The organism is Enterococcus sp. DIV0901a (assembly GCF_051711525.1).
GTDB lineage: Bacteria > Bacillota > Bacilli > Lactobacillales > Enterococcaceae > Enterococcus_B > Enterococcus_B faecium.
In genome coordinates this window covers 1,994,439-2,011,197 of record NZ_JBIOMW010000001.1, presented here as the reverse complement: position 1 = coordinate 2,011,197, position 16,759 = coordinate 1,994,439, and the positions used below count along the sequence as shown (strand labels likewise).

Genomic DNA, 16,759 nt, shown 5'->3' with positions numbered 1-16,759 from the left:
AGCAGGTTTTACCTGTTTTTTTTCTTATGAAATAAATATATGCTATGATACCTTTATTCAATAGGATTAGTTTCTACAAAAAATGAAAGGAGAAAAATAAATATGGAACGGTTTATAGCATCAAATGCCACAGTGATTGGTGATGTGACATTGTCAGAAGATGTGACGATCTGGTATCAAGCTGTTTTACGCGGGGACAGTAATTGGATAAAAATAGGACAAAGAACGAATATCCAAGATGGTACAATCATCCATGTCGATCATGATGCACCTGTAGATATTGCGGAGAATGTGACGGTAGGACATCAGTGCATGCTACATGGCTGTACAATCGAAAAAGGGGCGCTGATCGGGATGGGGACCACGATATTGAATCATGCGGTTATTGGTGAGAATAGTTTGATTGGTGCTGGATCATTAGTAACAGAAGGAAAAGTTATTCCTCCTAATGTCTTGGCTTTTGGTCGCCCAGCTAAAGTGATCCGTCCTTTGACAAAAGAAGAAATACAAAAAAACAAAGAAAACATCCAGCATTATGTCGAGATAGGTCGGATGCATGCGCAAGGAAAATTCAAGGAGCAAAGATAGGCAGTAGCATCCATAAAATAAAAAAGGATGGTCAGTTTGAGTTGACCATCCTTTTTTATTTGGTTTAGATAAGAGAGCTTAAAAAAGCTTCCTTTGAAACAGATTAATTTAATGAAGAACTGTTTTCCATGACTTCATCGATCAATCCATATGCTTTTGCTTGTTCAGCTGTCATATAGTTGTCACGATCTGTATCTTTTTCAATCACTTCAAGCGGTTGTCCAGTGCGTTCAGCTAAAATTTTGTTTAAGCGTTCGCGTGTTTGCAAAATATGGCGTGCCGCAATTTCGATTTCAGTTGCTTGCCCTTGAGCGCCGCCAAGAGGTTGATGGATCATGATCTCAGCATTTGGTAAAGCAAATCGTTTACCTTTTGTACCAGCTGTCAGCAAGAAGCTTCCCATTGAAGCAGCCATACCCATAACAATTGTTTGGACATCTGCTTTGACAAAGTTCATTGTGTCGTAAATAGCCATACCTGCTGTAACTGAACCACCAGGAGAATTGATATAAAGATAGATATCTTTTTCAGAATCTTGAGCGTCTAAGAAAAGCAATTGGGCGATGATCGAATTAGCAAGATCATCTGTTACTTGGCCGCTTAACATGATGATACGGTCTTTCAATAAACGTGAGTAGATATCGTAAGCTCTTTCACCTCGTGAAGATTGTTCAATGACTGTAGGAATTAAATTCATAATAGAGTTCCTCCTTGATTTCGTTTAGAAATAGTGTACCATAATTTAGTTTCTAATACCTAAAATGTAGTATACATTTTTGGTCAAAAAAGGTCAAATAAAAAACTTAGGCAAATTAGTCGCATAAACCCGCTTTATGGTATGATAAGCAGAGAAACAAAACAAGGAGGAACAACAGATTGATAGTTGGTATTACTGGCCTTATCGGAGTGCTGACAGGTGCTGTAGTTGTCTATATCGGCATGATACTGCAAATGCGTCACTTGGAAAATAAAGAACAGCGTAGACGTGAATTGGAATTGAAAGTCAAAGAAATCGAGACGCTGAATCAATTAAATAAAAAGATCAACGAGATCTTGCAAAAACGGACAACGCTGATGGAAGAATATGTCAGCTTTGATGCATTTGATGATTGTTATATCACGATTGACGATTTTGCGTATCTCCAATCATTTTCAGCGCAAAATAGTTTTTATCTGCCAAATTATATTTTAGACGAGCTATTTAAGAATATCTCCCATCGAAAAGTGATTTTATCTCCAGATGAAACAATGAAGATTGGTGGATATGCTTATAAAGGCGGACGCGTGATTTTAGAGAATTTTACGGATAGTCTGACTGAAATGATCAATGAAAAAAAAGCTCAGTTGAAGACTATGACGCGCCAGCCGATTGGTTTCTTCTCGAAAGATGATGTTTGGAGCTGATATTTTGAAGCATTGCCGTTGCACATGAGAGCGTGGTAATGCTTTCTTTTTTTCTTAATGATACAATAGAACTGAACGGAGTGAAGAAAGATGTTACAAATCTATGCCCATCGCGGAAGCAGCGGCACCCACCCAGAAAATACGCTTCCTGCATTTGCAGAAGCTGTACGAGTAGGTGCAGATGGTATCGAACTAGATGTCCATCTAAGCAAAGATGGTTATTTGATCGTTATGCACGACGAAGAAGTGGACCGGACGACTAACGGTAAAGGGCTGATTCGAGAAAAAACATTGGAAGAACTCAAAAAATTGAATGCAGGGGGCAAATTCAGCAAAGAATTTCCAGCAGCTAAAGTTCCTGAATTGAGAGAAGTGTTAGGACTGCTCCTCCAAAAAAATTACCGAGGGATGCTAATGATTGAAATTAAAACTGATCAGTATGAATATCCCGGTATCGAAGAAAAATTAGCCGAAACATTAAAAAGTAGAGATTGGCCTTTTCAACATGCATATTGCAGCTTTCATTTGGATTCTTTGGAAAAAATCGCATTACTGGAACCGGAGATACAGCTGGACTTATTGATGAGTACTTCTGATAAAAAGATCCAACTAGCAGCAGAAACCCCTTATATAGAAGGAGTACATCCAAAAAATACTTGGTTGTTCGAACATCCAGTCCAGGCAGCTGATTTTCCAAAAGCAATTCGTGCATGGACGATTAACGATGAAGAAGAAATGGCCAAATGTCAAGAACTCAAAATAGATGGAATAATAACTGATTTTCCGGAGAAAGCTCTTCGGTGGAAACAATCAACGAAAAGTAGGTAAAATATGGAAAAAGTATTAGTGATCGTCGGTCCGACAGCAGTCGGTAAAACAGCGCTAAGTGTGGAACTCGCACAACTATTTGGAGGAGAGATCATCAGTGGTGATTCATTGCAAATCTATAAAAATCTGGATATCGGTACAGCAAAAATCAAAGAAGAAGAGATGAATAATGTTCCGCATCATTTGATTGATGTGATCGAACCTACTCAACGTTACTCAGCCGCTGATTTTCAGCATTCAGGTCGACAATTGATTACCGAGATTGCGAACCGAGGGCACCTACCTATCATAGCTGGTGGTACGGGTCTCTATATCCAATCCCTTCTATATGATTATCAGTTAGGAGCGACAGAAGAAGCGAATCCTGAGATTAGAAAAAAGTATGAAACGTTAGCTGAAACAATTGGTTCCCAAGCATTATGGAATCAGTTGAAAGAAAAAGACCCGGCAGCTGCTGAGAAAATCCACTGGAACAATCAACGCAAAGTGATAAGAGCTCTGGAAGTTTTAGAGACGACAGGACATAGTATCACGGCACCTAAAGAAGAGCCAAAGCAATTGTATGATTACCTCATGATTGGATTAGATACGAAGCGTAGTATTCTTTATGAACGAATCAATCAAAGAGTCGATTTGATGCTAGCAGAAGGTTTAGTAGCAGAAGCGCGTAAGGTGTATGAGCTTGGAGAAGTCCAGGCCAGTCAAGGTATTGGATATAAAGAATTTTTCCCTTATTTTGAAGGGAAAGAAACATTGGAAGAAGCAACAGAACAAGTCAAACTACATTCGAGAAGATACGCGAAACGTCAGTTGACGTGGTTTCGTAACCGTTTGGATGCACAGTGGTTTGATCTTATAAGTGAGCCAAATCAAAAAAGTCAGATTGAGCAAACAATCAAAAAATGGCTGGAGGCGGAATAAAATGGAAGAAAAAGTGATCATCGTAGGGGTAGAAACCGAAGCAAACCAGCGTTACTTTTCAGAGTCAATGGAAGAGCTAGTTCAGCTGACGAATACCGCATCAGGAGAAGTCGTATTCACAATTACACAAAAGAGACCACAAGTGGATCGGCAAACGATTATCGGTAAAGGGAAATTACAAGAATTAGTTCAACAAGCGGATGCGCATGAAGCAGATTTGATCATCTTTAATCATGAGCTAACTCCGAGACAGAGCCAACTGATTACCGATGCTGTTGGTCTTCCGGTAATTGATCGCGTGCAGCTGATCTTAGATATTTTTGCGATGCGTGCTCGTTCGAAAGAAGGGAAGCTGCAGGTTGAACTTGCTCAGTTAGAATACCTGCTGCCTCGTTTAGTAGGGCAAGGGAAAACATTATCTCGTCTTGGCGGTGGGATCGGAACAAGAGGGCCAGGTGAAACAAAGTTAGAAACAGACCGCCGACATATACGGAATAAAATTTTTGCTGTTAAGAAAGAATTGAAAGAAGTAGAAGCTCATCGAGAGCGCAATCGCCAAAAAAGAAAAAATAGCGAGATTTTTCAGATTGGACTTATTGGCTACACGAATGCCGGGAAGTCAACTATCTTGAATCTATTGACACAAGCGGATACTTATTCGAAAGATCAATTGTTTGCAACGTTAGATCCATTGACTAAGAGATGGCGTTTTGCTGAAGGATTTGAGATTACTGTAACGGATACCGTCGGGTTCATCCAAGACCTGCCTACGCAACTGATCGATGCTTTCCATTCTACATTAGAAGAAAGTCAAAATATGGATCTTTTGCTACATGTAGTCGATGCTAGTTCTCCAGATCGTATTTTACAGGAACAGACTGTCCTAAAATTGATGGATGAACTGAATATGAAAGAAATGCCGATACTGACTGTTTACAATAAGGCAGACCAGATCGACCCAGCGATGTTCACGCCTACGCTATTCCCAAATGTATTGATTTCTACTCAGACGAAAGAAGGTAAGATGGCGTTGATCGAAGCAATCAAACGTCAGCTGATGGAACTAATGACCCCTTATACACTTTCTGTGCCAAGCAACGAAGGACAGAAATTAAGCGAGTTGAGAAGACAAACAATGGTTTTGGACGAAGCGTACATGGAAGAAACAAACGAATATGAAGTTAAAGGGTTTGCAAAAACCAATTCAAAATGGTTAAGAAAAAACCAATAAAATTTTGTTTTTTTAACAATAAAAACACTAATAAAGGATAGTACAGTATAATAAAAAATAAAAGGTATCTGGTACGAAAATCAACTAGATACCTTTTTTGTTTTCTTATTTTTTTGTTATTTTATAAAAAATAGAGATCTCATGTTAGAAAACCTAACATATGCAGTTGACAATATTTTTTTTAATTGGTACACTTTAGCCAACTTATAAAACGAAAGGGGACGTCTGATGGGAGAAAAGGAATTGCGCCGATCTATGTCCGTATTTCCAATTGGTACAGTTATGAAGCTGACTGATTTGTCTGCTCGGCAAATTCGCTATTATGAAGAACAAGATTTAGTTCATCCGGAACGAAGCGAAGGAAACCGACGTATGTATTCGCTGAATGATATTGATATGCTGCTTGAGATTAAAGACTATCTTTCAGATGGATTGAATATGGCTGGGATCAAACGTGTATACGAAATGGCACAGGCGAAAAAACAAGAAGCAAAAAACAAGAAGCCGTTGACAGATCATGACGTTCGACAAATTTTTCGTGATGAGATTTTGGCGCAAGGTGGGTTAAGCAAAACAGGTCATTATCAGTCGCAAGGATTGCAAAGACAATTCTTTGACTGAATAAATTAAAAAAGGAAGAGGGATACCATGGTAAAGAAACAGATAACAGGTGAAGAAATCAAACGAATCATTGAGGAAGAAAACGTACGATTTTTACGATTGATGTTCACAGACATCTTAGGTACGATCAAAAATGTAGAAGTTCCAGTGAGCCAGATCGACAAAGTATTAGAAAATAAAATGATGTTTGACGGTTCTTCGATTGAAGGATTTGTTCGAATTGAAGAAAGCGATATGTATTTGTATCCAGATCTCTCCACTTGGATGATCTTCCCGTGGGAAAGTGCTCATGGAAAAGTTGCTCGTTTAATTTGTGATATCTATAATCCGGATGGGACACCATTTGCCGGCGATCCTCGCGGGAATTTGAAACGAGCATTGAAAGATATGCGCGACCTTGGTTTTACCTCTTTCAATTTAGGACCTGAACCAGAATTCTTCTTATTTAAATTAGACGAAGACGGTGGGATCACAACGACCTTGAATGATAAAGGTGGTTATTTTGATTTTGCACCAACAGATTTAGGTGAAAATTGCCGCCGTGACATCGTGTTGGAATTAGAAAGTCTAGGCTTTGAAGTGGAAGCTTCACATCATGAAGTAGCGCCAGGACAGCATGAAATTGACTTTAAATATGCAGATGTGGTAGATGCTTGTGATAATATCCAAACCTTCAAGCTCGTTGTCAAAACGATTGCACGCAAGCATGGACTTCACGCGACTTTCATGCCGAAACCGTTATTTGGGATCAATGGTTCTGGTATGCATTGCAATATGTCTTTGTTCAATGATGAAGGAAATGTTTTCTATGATAAAGACGGTGAATTGGAACTAAGTGAAACAGCTTATCATTTCTTAGGTGGTTTGCTGAAACATGCTCGTGCCTACACAGCCGTTTGCAATCCAACAGTCAATTCTTATAAACGTCTCGTTCCAGGTTATGAAGCGCCTGTTTATGTCGCATGGAGCGGTCGTAATCGTTCGCCATTAGTACGTGTACCAGAATCTCGCGGTTTATCCACACGTTTGGAATTGCGGTCAGTTGATCCATCTGCAAACCCATACTTGGCAATGGCAGTATTGTTGCAAGCAGGACTAGACGGTATCCGTAATCAGATCACACCGCCAGCAGCTGTTGACCGTAACATTTATGTAATGGATGAGGAAGAAAGAGAAGCTGCACATATCCAGGACTTACCTTCAACTATCCATAATGCTATCAAAGAATTGCGTAAGGATAATGTAATGATTGACGCATTAGGACAACATATCTTCTCAAATTTTGTTGAAGCAAAACGTCTCGAATGGGCGGCATTCAGACAAACTGTTTCCGAGTGGGAAAGAGAACAATATCTAGAACTTTATTAAAACAGGAATAACGTGAATTAGAGGCTGTGAAATCAGCGTTTTGACCTGAGTATTAGAGAAACAAACGGCAAAATAGTTCCTCATATTTTGCCGTTTTTTGAGCTAATACCGAGGGTCAGCTGATTGAACACCGTTTAGTGGAGAGGTTGTGAAAAAGCTGCCCTGCAACAAGTAATAAGAATAGCCAAGCAAAAACAGCTTTTCTTGTTTTTGAATTGGCTGAACTTATTACCGCAGATGCAAGCTTTTGAACACCGTTTACCAAGAGGTTTTGAAAAAGACGTTTAGTTTCGAGTATTAAGAAAAATTTTGTGAAAATGGCTTTCTACATTTTTGCATAAATTTGGCTTAATACCGAGAAACTGGCTTTTGAATACCGTTTATCCAGAGGTCGTAAGCCTGCCGTTTAACTCTGAGTCACAAGGAGCAATTTCAAAAACAGCTTCTCATGTTTGATGGATATTGTGACTTGTGACCGAGGAGTTGGCAGGAGAACACCGTTTATTTAGAAATAAGGAGGCACGACTTTTGTCGCATCTCCTTATTTTTTACTTATGTGATTCGTTACCTTCAATGAATCCCTACAAGGCACTTTTGTTGAAAAAAAGGTCATCTTTGAAAAAATTAGTGGAACTGTTTTGTTTTTGATATTATTTAATAGAAAAGATATGCCAAAAATCCGAGAACTGTGGACTACGTTTTTTACGTAAAGGAGGTAAATAAGGGTGAAAGAAAAAGATTGTTTCTACGATAAGCTATATAAACTGTTGCTGCAAGTAGGAAAAAGTAGTTCTTTGTTAGGTGGGATATTATCTATCATAATGTTTGTTTTATTTTTTTATCTATTATTTCACTTAAAATTTTTCAGTAACGATTTTCTGATTTGCTTAGGTTTAACGTTAGCTATGTTTATATCAAGCTTATTATGTGGGTTAAATTTTTTTTGCACTCATAAAGGACTTAAGAAATAATTTCTCAAAGGATATCGAAAAAGAAAAAATTGTAAGCGGATAGTATTCATTTGAGTACTTGACTTTCCCTTAGTCAGCTTGTATTATACACCTTGGGCACCCTTTTAGAGGGTCAGAAGTTTACAGAAATTTCGGCTCCCTATTCTTATTGAAGAATAGGGAGCTTTGTTTATTTTCTGAGACTTTTCCTGCACATAAATTAAAAAGGAGTTTTTGAACTTATGACAAAATATATTTTTGTGACCGGCGGTGTCGTTTCATCAATCGGAAAAGGGATTGTTGCAGCTTCTTTAGGACGCTTATTGAAAAACCGCGGCTTAAAAGTAACTATCCAAAAATTTGATCCATACATCAACGTGGATCCGGGGACGATGAGCCCATATCAGCACGGAGAAGTATTCGTAACAGATGATGGTGCTGAAACAGATTTGGATCTGGGCCACTACGAACGTTTTATTGACATCAATTTGAACAAATACTCCAACGTGACGACAGGAAAAATCTATTCTGAAGTTTTGCGTAAAGAACGTAAGGGCGAATACTTGGGAGCAACTGTTCAAGTTATTCCTCATATTACAAATGAGATCAAAGAAAAAATCATGCGAGCAGCTAAAATGACTGATTCAGATGTGATCATTACAGAAGTAGGGGGAACAGTAGGGGATATAGAATCTTTGCCATTCCTTGAAGCACTTCGTCAAATGAAAGCAGATGTCGGTACAGATAATGTTATGTATATCCATACAACATTGATTCCTTACTTGAAAGCTGCTGGAGAAATGAAAACTAAACCAACGCAGCACAGTGTAAAAGAGCTACGTGGTTTAGGTATCCAACCGAATATTTTGGTGGTACGTACAGAGCAACCTGTTTCTCAAAGCGTGAAAAATAAATTGGCACAATTTTGTGATGTCGAACCAGAAGCAGTTATCGAGTCGCCAGATGTAGATACACTTTACTCCATCCCATTAGTTTTACAAGCACAAGGAATGGATCAAATTGTTTGCGACCATTTAAAACTAGATACACCAGAAGCAGACATGACAGAATGGAAAGAATTAGAAGAACGTGTCTTGAACTTGAAGAAAAAAGTACGGATTGCGCTTGTCGGTAAATATGTCGAGTTACCAGATGCATATATCTCAGTAGTTGAAGCATTGAAACATTCTGGTTTCGCCTATAATTCAGACATCGAGATCGATTGGATCAAAGCACAAGAATTAACGAGAGAAAATGTAGAAGAACGTTTGAAAGACGCAGATGGAATCTTGGTTCCTGGTGGATTTGGTGATCGCGGAGTAGAAGGGAAAATCGAAGCGATTCGTTATGCTCGCGAAAATGACGTTCCGTTTTTAGGTATTTGTCTTGGTATGCAGATGGCTTGTGTCGAATTTGCACGTAACGTCGTTGGATTAGAAGATGCGTCATCAGCTGAAACGAATCCAGATACAGCAAACAATATTATTGATTTAATGGCTGATCAGGAAAACATCGAGAATTTGGGTGGAACTTTACGCCTTGGATTATACCCATGTAAAATCAAAAAAGGAACGAAGACGGCTGAAGCATATGATGGAGCCGATGTTGTGCAAGAACGTCACCGTCACCGCTATGAGTTCAACAACAAATATCGTCAATTGTTTGAAGAACAAGGGCTAGTCTTTTCAGGTGTCTCACCAGATAACCGTTTAGTAGAAATCGTAGAGCTGCCAGAGAAAAAATTCTTTGTGGGATGCCAATTCCACCCAGAATTGATTTCTCGTCCAAATCGCCCGCAAAAATTAATCAAAGCATTTGTCGGAGCATCATTAGCAGATCACGAAACAAAATAATTTTTGAACTTGATAGAAAGAGAAAAGTAGCAAGAGAAGGGGATAAGCAATTTTCTTGTCACTTTTCTCTTTTTCTGATTTGTTATTATTTGTAGGAAAAAAGATAGAAAGCAAAAGACTTTTTTCGATTAAAGCGCTATTGGATATTTTATTTTTTGCAAAAAACTTCTTGAAAATTTTCATTTTCATTGATTTTAGTAGAAAACTACCGAAATGTTTGGTAAAATAGGGTCGTTGGTTAAGAATTGTCTTAACAAATTTAGTTTTACAAAACTTAGGAGGAATTTTATTATGCCAGTAGTATCAGGAGCTGAATTTTTAAAAGCTGCTCGTAAAGGCGGTTACGCTGTCGGCGGATTCAACACAAACAACTTGGAATGGACTCAAGCAATCCTTGAAGCGGCTGAAGCAAAACAAGCACCAGTACTTATCCAAACATCAATGGGTGCAGCTAAATACATGGGTGGTTACAAAATCTGTAAAGATTTAATCACTGATTTAGTTGAAGCAATGAACATCACTGTTCCAGTTGCTATCCACTTAGACCATGGTGACTACGAAGCTGCTTTGGAATGTATCGAATTAGGCTATACTTCAGTAATGTTCGATGGTTCACATCTACCATTTGAAGAAAACTTGAAATTAGCTAAAGACGTTGTTGAAAAAGCACATGCAAAAGGTATCTCAGTTGAATGTGAAGTTGGTTCAATCGGCGGAGAAGAAGACGGAATCATCGGTAACGGCGAATTAGCTGATATTGAAGAATGCAAACAAATGGTTGCTACAGGTATCGACTACTTAGCTTGCGGTATCGGTAACATCCATGGTCAATATCCAGAAAACTGGAAAGGATTAGCTTTTGACCACTTACAAGCAATTGCTGATGCTGTAGGTCCAGACATGCCTTTAGTATTACATGGCGGATCAGGTATTCCTCAAGATCAAATCGAAAAAGCTATCTCAATGGGTATCTCAAAAGTAAATGTTAACACTGAATTCCAATTATCATTTGCTGCAGCTACTCGTAAATATATCGAAGCTGGTAAAGATAAAGAAGGTAAAGGATTCGACCCTCGTAAATTATTAGCTCCAGGTAAAGCAGCAATCGTTGAAGATGCTAAATCTCATATCGACTGGTTCGGTTCAGCTAACAAAGCGTAATTCGTTTTAGTTGCATCAATAGCCCTCAAATACTGTTTATTCGGTTGTGAGAAAAAGAACGGGACATTTTTGTCCCGTTCTTTTTATGTTTTTAAATAACATATTTATTTGGTTTTTTTTTAGTAGATGGTATTCGCCTTAGAAAGGCAAAGTTATAATTATCAATAAGAGAGTTATTATTCCAAGGTTATAGAAACCTTTTATAAAAGGAATCTTTGTTAAAAAACATCTGTAGGAAAATCATCAGAAAATTTTGAGGGAAAAATGAAGATTACTTATAGTTTATGAGTTAAAATAAATATTGATAACTGAATTCGTATGAGTAGATAGATACATAATGAAAGAATATTGACAATTACATAACGAAAATACGAAGACAAGTACATTAAATAGCACAATGTTTTTAATAATAGTCGACATGGATATGATATAATTTAGAAAATTTGTTAGTGGTGGTGAAACAATACGATGCCAGATAAAATATTATTGGTAGACGATGAACAGGAAATTGCTGATTTGATCGAAGTCTACCTGAAAAATGACGGATATGAAGTACAGAAATTTTATCTTGGACAAGAAGCGTTGGACTGCATAGAAAGAGAATCATTTGATTTAGCTGTATTAGATGTGATGCTTCCAGACATTGATGGATTTAAAATCGTCCAAAAAATCAGAGAAAATCATTTTTTTCCTGTGATTATGCTGACAGCAAAAATAGAAGACATAGATAAAATAACTGGTCTGACTTTAGGTGCAGATGATTATATCACAAAGCCTTTCAATCCTTTAGAAGTCGTTGCGCGAATCAAAACACAGTTAAGACGTTTTCAGAAATATAACATTCAAGTTGATTATTCGACAGAAGAATCGATAAAAGAAATTGATATACACGGACTAATCATTAACCAAACGCTACATACGTGTACACTTTATGGGGAAACAATCTCTCTAACACCCTTGGAGTTTGCTATCCTATGGTATTTGGCCGAACGAAAGGGCGAGGTCGTTCCAGCAGAACAGCTGTTTGAAGCCGTTTGGGGAGAAAAATTTCTCGACAACAATAATACAGTCATGGCACATATCGGACGCTTGCGTGAAAAACTCAAAGAACCAACACGCAAACCAAAATTTATAAAAACTGTTTGGGGAGTGGGCTATAAAGTTGAATAAAACAGGTGATGCCAAAAATTCTTCACGTTTAAAAAAACGCTTGCTGAAACGATTAGCTACACAATTAAGTATTTTTACTGTAGCAACAATCAGTGCTTTTATGATGTTTTTTTTTGTTAGTCGCTTTTTATTCGGGCTCTATACGTGGGAATGGTCGGATAGATTCTATCAATTTGCGAAAAACCTAGAAAGAAATTATATTTTTGTCGTTTTGATTGCGTTACTAGCTGGAGGATTGGTTATTTTACTTAGAACATGGTCAAGAAGTATGGCACAGTTGGATGAAGTACTTGAAGCTTCAAGGAAACTTTATCAAAATCAAATAGAACCTCTCAAACTTTCTGAAGATCTACAGGAGTTTGAATGGGAATTGAATCAAATTCGTCAGGAAGTAGTTTTGAGTCAGCATCAAGCCAAAGAAGCGGAGCAACGAAAAAACGACTTAATCGTTTATTTAGCTCATGACTTGAAGACGCCTTTGACTTCAGTGATAGGCTATCTTACACTGTTACGAGATGAACAGGAAATTTCTTCTGAACTAAGAAAACATTATCTATCAATTTCCTTAGATAAGGCAGAAAGACTAGAAGAACTGATCAACGAGTTCTTTGAAATTGCTCGGTTCAATTTATCAAATATCGAATTGATGCCGACAAAAGTCCATCTGAAGATGATGTTAGAACAGCTAAGTTATGAATTTTTGCCTCTTTTGTCTTCCAAGCAGCTGACTCTAGAAAGTGAGTTAGAAGCTGATCTTTCGATTCGTTTTGATGTCGATAAAATGCAGCGCGTTTTTGATAATCTCTTACAAAACGCAATCAACTACAGCTATGAAGGAGCAGTGATCAAACTCTCGGCAAAAACAGATCAAGACAAGAAACGGGTTAAGATTATTTTCTCTAATCAAGGTCCAACTATTCCACCTGAAAAACTATCTAGGATTTTTGAACAATTTTTCCGATTAGACACCGCACGACAAACAAATCGAGGAGGAGCTGGACTGGGATTAGCAATTGCCAAACAAATCATTGAACTTCATGCTGGCCAATTGACTGCACAAAGTAAAGATGAAGAGACAAGCTTCACAATTGATTTGCCGCTTTCGTAGGAAAATCGTAAGAGATTCTTGTTAAATAACAGACAATTGTCTTTGTTTTACTTGGTAAACTTACTAAGAAAAGCAAAGATTTTTTAGTTGGAGGACAAGAATAATGAAAAGATCGTATAAGACAGTAGCTGTAATCCTATTAATCGTCTTATTAGCAAGTATAGGTCTATTTTTTAGAAAGACACCACAAAAAATCCAAGTATGTGGAGAAGAACGGGATTCATGGAATCTACTACTAGTCAATGCAAAACATAAAATACCTCAAGGATACACAGTGGAGTTACAAAAGCTATCCAACGATCAAGCAGTAGACAAGCGTATATATCCTGACTTACAGCTGATGCTTGATGCAGCAAGAGCAGAAGGAATCTATCCGAAAATCGTTTCAAGTTTTCGAACGACAGAAGATCAAGAAAAAATCATGGAAGATAAAATTGCCGCCTTTCAAGAAAAAGGCTATTCCAATCAAAAAGCAAAAGAAGAAGCAGCAAAATGGGTAGCTGCACCAGGCACAAGTGAACATGAATTAGGATTAGCAGTAGATATCAACGCTGAGTCAAGTATTTCTACAGACAAAGAAGTGTATGAATGGTTAGCAGATAACGCGTATCAATATGGTTTTATCTTACGCTATCCATCAAACAAAGTGCATATTACGGGTGTTGGTTACGAACCATGGCATTATCGATACGTTGGTAAAAAAGCAGCAAAAAAAATAACCGAGGCAGGGATAACATTGGAAGAATATTTAGGGAAAACAGAATAAGTACCTCGCTTTGAAAAGATCTCGGATCCATCTGCTTCAGTCGAGGATCTTTTTTTTTACTTAAACGGCAGACCATGCTCGTTTCTTTTTTTTATCTATGATAAAATACAAGCATATCCATGAAAAAAGATTAATAAACAAGGTGGAAACAGATGAAAAAAATCGTAATCAAAGGAAACCGACCTTTAGCTGGTGAAGTAACGATCAGCGGTGCAAAAAATAGTGCAGTCGCATTGATTCCAGCTGCAATCTTAGCTGATTCCCCAGTGATCTTGGAAGGTGTGCCGGACATACAAGATGTTCATTCATTAATTGAAATTTTAGAGATCATGGGCGCAACTGTCCATTTTTCCAACAACATACTAGAAATCGATCCTCGAGAAATCGTATCGATTCCGATGCCGCACGGAAAAATCAATAGTTTGCGTGCTTCTTATTATTTTATGGGAACACTGCTTGGTAAATTTGGCGAAGCGGTAGTAGGCCTGCCAGGTGGCTGTTATTTAGGCCCTAGACCGATTGATCTACACGTCAAAGGATTTGAAGCTCTAGGTGCTGAAGTGACAAATGAACATGGTGCCATGTATTTACGGACAGAAAATAAAGGATTGCGTGGCAATCGGATTTTCATGGACGTGGTTTCAGTCGGAGCAACGATCAATGTGATGTTAGCTGCTGTAAAAGCAAAAGGACAGACAGTAATTGAAAACGCTGCACGAGAACCGGAAATCATAGATGTGGCAACTTTACTGAATAATATGGGGGCAAAAGTTCGAGGAGCGGGTACAGATGTGATCCGTATCGAAGGAGTCGAAACATTACATGGCTGTCGGCATTTCATGATTCCTGACCGCATCGAAGCAGGAACCTATCTAGCATTAGCAGCTGCAGTAGGAAATGGTATCAAAGTGAAAAATGTGATCTTTGAACATTTGGAAAGCTTTATAGCAAAATTGCAGGAAATTGGTGTCCATATGAAAATCAGCGAAGATGAAATCGAAGTTTACCCCTCGAAAGAATTAAAACCCGCAAACATCATGACCTATCCTTATCCAGGATTTGCCACAGATCTGCAGCAGCCACTTACTGCGTTACTATTGATGACTACAGGCACTTCAGAAATCATCGATACGATCTATGCGAAACGTGTGAATCATGTGCCGGAACTAGCACGAATGGGCGCTGATATTACCGTGGAAGGAAATATGATCATCGTGAATGGTCCAAATAAACTTCACGGCACAGAAGTCGTGGCTTCTGATCTTCGGGCAGGTGCTTGTTTAGTGATTGCTGGACTATTGGCAGAAGGGACAACGACGATTTACAATGTAGATTATATCTTACGCGGTTATGATCATATTATCGAGAAACTAACAGCCTTAGGGGCATCAATTGAAATGATAGAGGAAGTGGGAGCTGAATGAGCGATTATTTGACAATGGCAGAACTAGAGAACAAAACGTTAAAAGAAGTTTATAGTTATGCCAAAGAATTTAAAATTCCTTATTACAGTAAGATGAACAAAAAGGAATTATCTCTAGCTGTGATTCGTGCACAAGCAGAGAAACAAGGATTTTATTATATGGAAGGAATATTGGATATCGTTGGTCAAGATGGTTACGGTTTTTTACGGCCAATCAATTATGGACCAAGTGCAGAAGATATCTATATTTCTGCCTCACAAATCAGACGATTCAGTTTGAGAAATGGGGACAAAGTGGCAGGAAAAGCCCGTCCACCTAAAGAATCGGAACGTTATTATGGTTTGATGCACGTGGAAAGCGTTAATGGAAAAGATCCGGAAGAAGCAAAAGAACGTCCGCATTTTCCAGCCTTAACACCTCTTTATCCGCAAAGACAGCTTCAACTAGAAACAACACCGCAAAGACTATCTACCCGAATGATCGATATCTTTTCTCCAATCGGTTTTGGTCAGCGTGGATTGATCGTCGCACCGCCAAAAGCAGGGAAAACTTCTGTATTAAAAGAAATCGCGAATGGTATCACCGAAAACTATCCGGAAGTAGAATTAATCGTTCTACTGATTGATGAACGACCGGAAGAAGTAACTGACTTAGAACGAAGCGTGAAAGGCGACGTGGTATCTTCAACATTTGATCTGCAGCCGCAAAACCATACTCGAGTTTCTGAATTAGTATTGGAGCGTGCTATGCGTTTAGTCGAAGATAAACGAGATGTCGTTATCTTGATGGATAGCATTACTAGACTTGCTCGAGCTTATAACTTAGTTGTTCCACCAAGCGGACGTACATTGAGTGGCGGGATTGACCCAGCCGCATTGTATAAACCTAAGAAATTTTTCGGGGCAGCAAGAAACATCGAAGAAGGTGGCAGTTTGACGATTTTAGCGACCGCTTTAGTCGATACAGGAAGCCGTATGGATGACGTGATCTATGAAGAATTCAAAGGAACTGGAAATCTAGAATTACAACTTTCACGTGAATTATCTGAACGTCGGATCTTCCCAGCCATCGATATCAAAAAATCAGGTACCCGAAAAGAAGAATTATTGATGCCAAGTGAAGAATTAGAAGAAATCTGGAAACTTCGAAAAAATATGACTGGAGATTCATTAGAATATACGGAACAACTGATCCGCTTTTTGCGTAAAACAAAAAACAATCAGCAATTTTTCAAAGAATTTCAAGATGTCTCCTTTGGTAAAAAAAATCCGACCAGAAATCTGAAAAGATAATTGCAACCTTGACTGAAACATGTTAAGATGTTAATGTTGTAAATCGACAAATCAACTCTGGTTCAGCAAATGGA

The 16,759-nt window shown here is 38.3% G+C and carries 17 protein-coding genes; 15 read left to right on the top strand and 2 right to left on the bottom strand.

Going from position 1 to position 16,759, the window contains the following annotated elements:
• Positions 1 to 102 precede the first annotated feature (102 nt).
• Positions 103 to 588 (top strand): gamma carbonic anhydrase family protein, encoded by a 486-nt coding sequence (locus IGL70_RS09705; protein WP_002289401.1) that lies wholly within the window; start codon positions 103 to 105, stop codon positions 586 to 588.
• A gap of 103 nt (positions 589 to 691) precedes the next feature.
• Here IGL70_RS09705 and clpP read toward each other — a convergent pair whose 3' ends face one another.
• Entirely contained in the window at positions 692 to 1,285 is a 594-nt protein-coding gene (gene clpP / locus IGL70_RS09700; RefSeq protein ID WP_002289402.1) for an ATP-dependent Clp endopeptidase proteolytic subunit ClpP, read from the bottom strand.
• A gap of 179 nt (positions 1,286 to 1,464) precedes the next feature.
• Here clpP and IGL70_RS09695 point away from each other — a divergent pair, with 179 nt between their 5' ends.
• The 8 genes from IGL70_RS09695 (at position 1,465) to IGL70_RS09660 (ending at position 9,764) form a co-directional block, all read left to right on the top strand.
• Complete coding sequence (locus IGL70_RS09695; protein ID WP_002289403.1) at positions 1,465 to 1,992, top strand: hypothetical protein; 528 nt, start codon at positions 1,465 to 1,467, stop codon at positions 1,990 to 1,992.
• 90 nt (positions 1,993 to 2,082) lie between these two features.
• The gene (locus IGL70_RS09690; protein ID WP_002289404.1) at positions 2,083 to 2,820 is read left to right on the top strand and encodes a glycerophosphodiester phosphodiesterase; all 738 of its coding nucleotides are present in this window, start codon (positions 2,083 to 2,085) and stop codon (positions 2,818 to 2,820) included.
• A gap of 3 nt (positions 2,821 to 2,823) precedes the next feature.
• A complete protein-coding gene (miaA, locus tag IGL70_RS09685) occupies positions 2,824 to 3,741 on the top strand; it encodes a tRNA (adenosine(37)-N6)-dimethylallyltransferase MiaA (RefSeq protein ID WP_002289405.1) in 918 nt (305 codons plus the stop codon).
• 1 nt (position 3,742) lies between these two features.
• The gene (hflX, locus tag IGL70_RS09680) at positions 3,743 to 4,972 is read left to right on the top strand and encodes a GTPase HflX (protein WP_002289406.1); all 1,230 of its coding nucleotides are present in this window, start codon (positions 3,743 to 3,745) and stop codon (positions 4,970 to 4,972) included.
• Between the two features lie 228 nt (positions 4,973 to 5,200).
• The gene (locus IGL70_RS09675) at positions 5,201 to 5,593 is read left to right on the top strand and encodes a MerR family transcriptional regulator (RefSeq protein ID WP_002299672.1); all 393 of its coding nucleotides are present in this window, start codon (positions 5,201 to 5,203) and stop codon (positions 5,591 to 5,593) included.
• A gap of 27 nt (positions 5,594 to 5,620) precedes the next feature.
• Positions 5,621 to 6,961, top strand: a complete 1,341-nt coding sequence (glnA, locus tag IGL70_RS09670; protein WP_002287001.1) for a type I glutamate--ammonia ligase — start codon at positions 5,621 to 5,623, stop codon at positions 6,959 to 6,961.
• A 725-nt stretch (positions 6,962 to 7,686) separates the two neighbouring features.
• A complete protein-coding gene (locus tag IGL70_RS09665; RefSeq protein WP_002326505.1) occupies positions 7,687 to 7,932 on the top strand; it encodes a hypothetical protein in 246 nt (81 codons plus the stop codon).
• Between the two features lie 221 nt (positions 7,933 to 8,153).
• Positions 8,154 to 9,764 (top strand): CTP synthase, encoded by a 1,611-nt coding sequence (locus tag IGL70_RS09660; protein ID WP_002286999.1) that lies wholly within the window; start codon positions 8,154 to 8,156, stop codon positions 9,762 to 9,764.
• Here the strand turns inward: IGL70_RS09660 and IGL70_RS09655 are convergent.
• On the bottom strand, positions 9,741 to 9,953 hold the full coding sequence (locus IGL70_RS09655; RefSeq protein WP_002294058.1) for a hypothetical protein: 213 nt from the start codon (positions 9,951 to 9,953) through the stop codon (positions 9,741 to 9,743). The genes IGL70_RS09660 and IGL70_RS09655 overlap by 24 nt on opposite strands.
• 102 nt (positions 9,954 to 10,055) lie before the next feature.
• Here IGL70_RS09655 and IGL70_RS09650 point away from each other — a divergent pair, with 102 nt between their 5' ends.
• From IGL70_RS09650 to rho, 6 genes are all read left to right on the top strand, one after another.
• On the top strand, positions 10,056 to 10,925 hold the full coding sequence (locus IGL70_RS09650) for a class II fructose-bisphosphate aldolase (protein WP_002294057.1): 870 nt from the start codon (positions 10,056 to 10,058) through the stop codon (positions 10,923 to 10,925).
• Positions 10,926 to 11,393: 468 nt separating this feature from the next.
• On the top strand, positions 11,394 to 12,095 hold the full coding sequence (vanR, locus tag IGL70_RS09645; RefSeq protein WP_002325445.1) for a VanR-ABDEGLN family response regulator transcription factor: 702 nt from the start codon (positions 11,394 to 11,396) through the stop codon (positions 12,093 to 12,095).
• On the top strand, positions 12,088 to 13,203 hold the full coding sequence (locus tag IGL70_RS09640; RefSeq protein WP_002299677.1) for a sensor histidine kinase: 1,116 nt from the start codon (positions 12,088 to 12,090) through the stop codon (positions 13,201 to 13,203). The genes vanR and IGL70_RS09640 overlap by 8 nt, the downstream gene beginning before the upstream one ends.
• Positions 13,204 to 13,306: 103 nt before the next feature.
• Positions 13,307 to 13,969, top strand: coding sequence for a D-alanyl-D-alanine carboxypeptidase DdcY (gene ddcY / locus IGL70_RS09635; protein ID WP_002301484.1), 663 nt, complete (start codon positions 13,307 to 13,309; stop codon positions 13,967 to 13,969).
• Positions 13,970 to 14,121: 152 nt separating this feature from the next.
• On the top strand, positions 14,122 to 15,393 hold the full coding sequence (locus IGL70_RS09630) for a UDP-N-acetylglucosamine 1-carboxyvinyltransferase (protein ID WP_002299679.1): 1,272 nt from the start codon (positions 14,122 to 14,124) through the stop codon (positions 15,391 to 15,393).
• Entirely contained in the window at positions 15,390 to 16,685 is a 1,296-nt protein-coding gene (gene rho, locus IGL70_RS09625; RefSeq protein WP_002290332.1) for a transcription termination factor Rho, read from the top strand. Before IGL70_RS09630 ends, rho begins: the two co-directional genes overlap by 4 nt.
• Positions 16,686 to 16,759 lie beyond the last annotated feature (74 nt).

What these genes read in the sequence shown, in the direction of transcription:
- clpP (WP_002289402.1), bottom strand. Translation starts at nt 1,285, where the DNA reads ATGAATTTAATTCCTACAGTCATTGAACAATCTTCACGAGGTGAAAGA.
- IGL70_RS09705 (WP_002289401.1), top strand. Translation starts at nt 103, where the DNA reads ATGGAACGGTTTATAGCATCAAATGCCACAGTGATTGGTGATGTGACA.
- glnA (WP_002287001.1), top strand. Translation starts at nt 5,621, where the DNA reads ATGGTAAAGAAACAGATAACAGGTGAAGAAATCAAACGAATCATTGAG.
- IGL70_RS09660 (WP_002286999.1), top strand. Translation starts at nt 8,154, where the DNA reads ATGACAAAATATATTTTTGTGACCGGCGGTGTCGTTTCATCAATCGGA.
- rho (WP_002290332.1), top strand. Translation starts at nt 15,390, where the DNA reads ATGAGCGATTATTTGACAATGGCAGAACTAGAGAACAAAACGTTAAAA.
- vanR (WP_002325445.1), top strand. Translation starts at nt 11,394, where the DNA reads ATGCCAGATAAAATATTATTGGTAGACGATGAACAGGAAATTGCTGAT.
- IGL70_RS09655 (WP_002294058.1), bottom strand. Translation starts at nt 9,953, where the DNA reads ATGAAAATGAAAATTTTCAAGAAGTTTTTTGCAAAAAATAAAATATCC.
- IGL70_RS09650 (WP_002294057.1), top strand. Translation starts at nt 10,056, where the DNA reads ATGCCAGTAGTATCAGGAGCTGAATTTTTAAAAGCTGCTCGTAAAGGC.
- miaA (WP_002289405.1), top strand. Translation starts at nt 2,824, where the DNA reads ATGGAAAAAGTATTAGTGATCGTCGGTCCGACAGCAGTCGGTAAAACA.
- IGL70_RS09690 (WP_002289404.1), top strand. Translation starts at nt 2,083, where the DNA reads ATGTTACAAATCTATGCCCATCGCGGAAGCAGCGGCACCCACCCAGAA.
- hflX (WP_002289406.1), top strand. Translation starts at nt 3,743, where the DNA reads ATGGAAGAAAAAGTGATCATCGTAGGGGTAGAAACCGAAGCAAACCAG.
- ddcY (WP_002301484.1), top strand. Translation starts at nt 13,307, where the DNA reads ATGAAAAGATCGTATAAGACAGTAGCTGTAATCCTATTAATCGTCTTA.
- IGL70_RS09630 (WP_002299679.1), top strand. Translation starts at nt 14,122, where the DNA reads ATGAAAAAAATCGTAATCAAAGGAAACCGACCTTTAGCTGGTGAAGTA.
- IGL70_RS09675 (WP_002299672.1), top strand. Translation starts at nt 5,201, where the DNA reads ATGGGAGAAAAGGAATTGCGCCGATCTATGTCCGTATTTCCAATTGGT.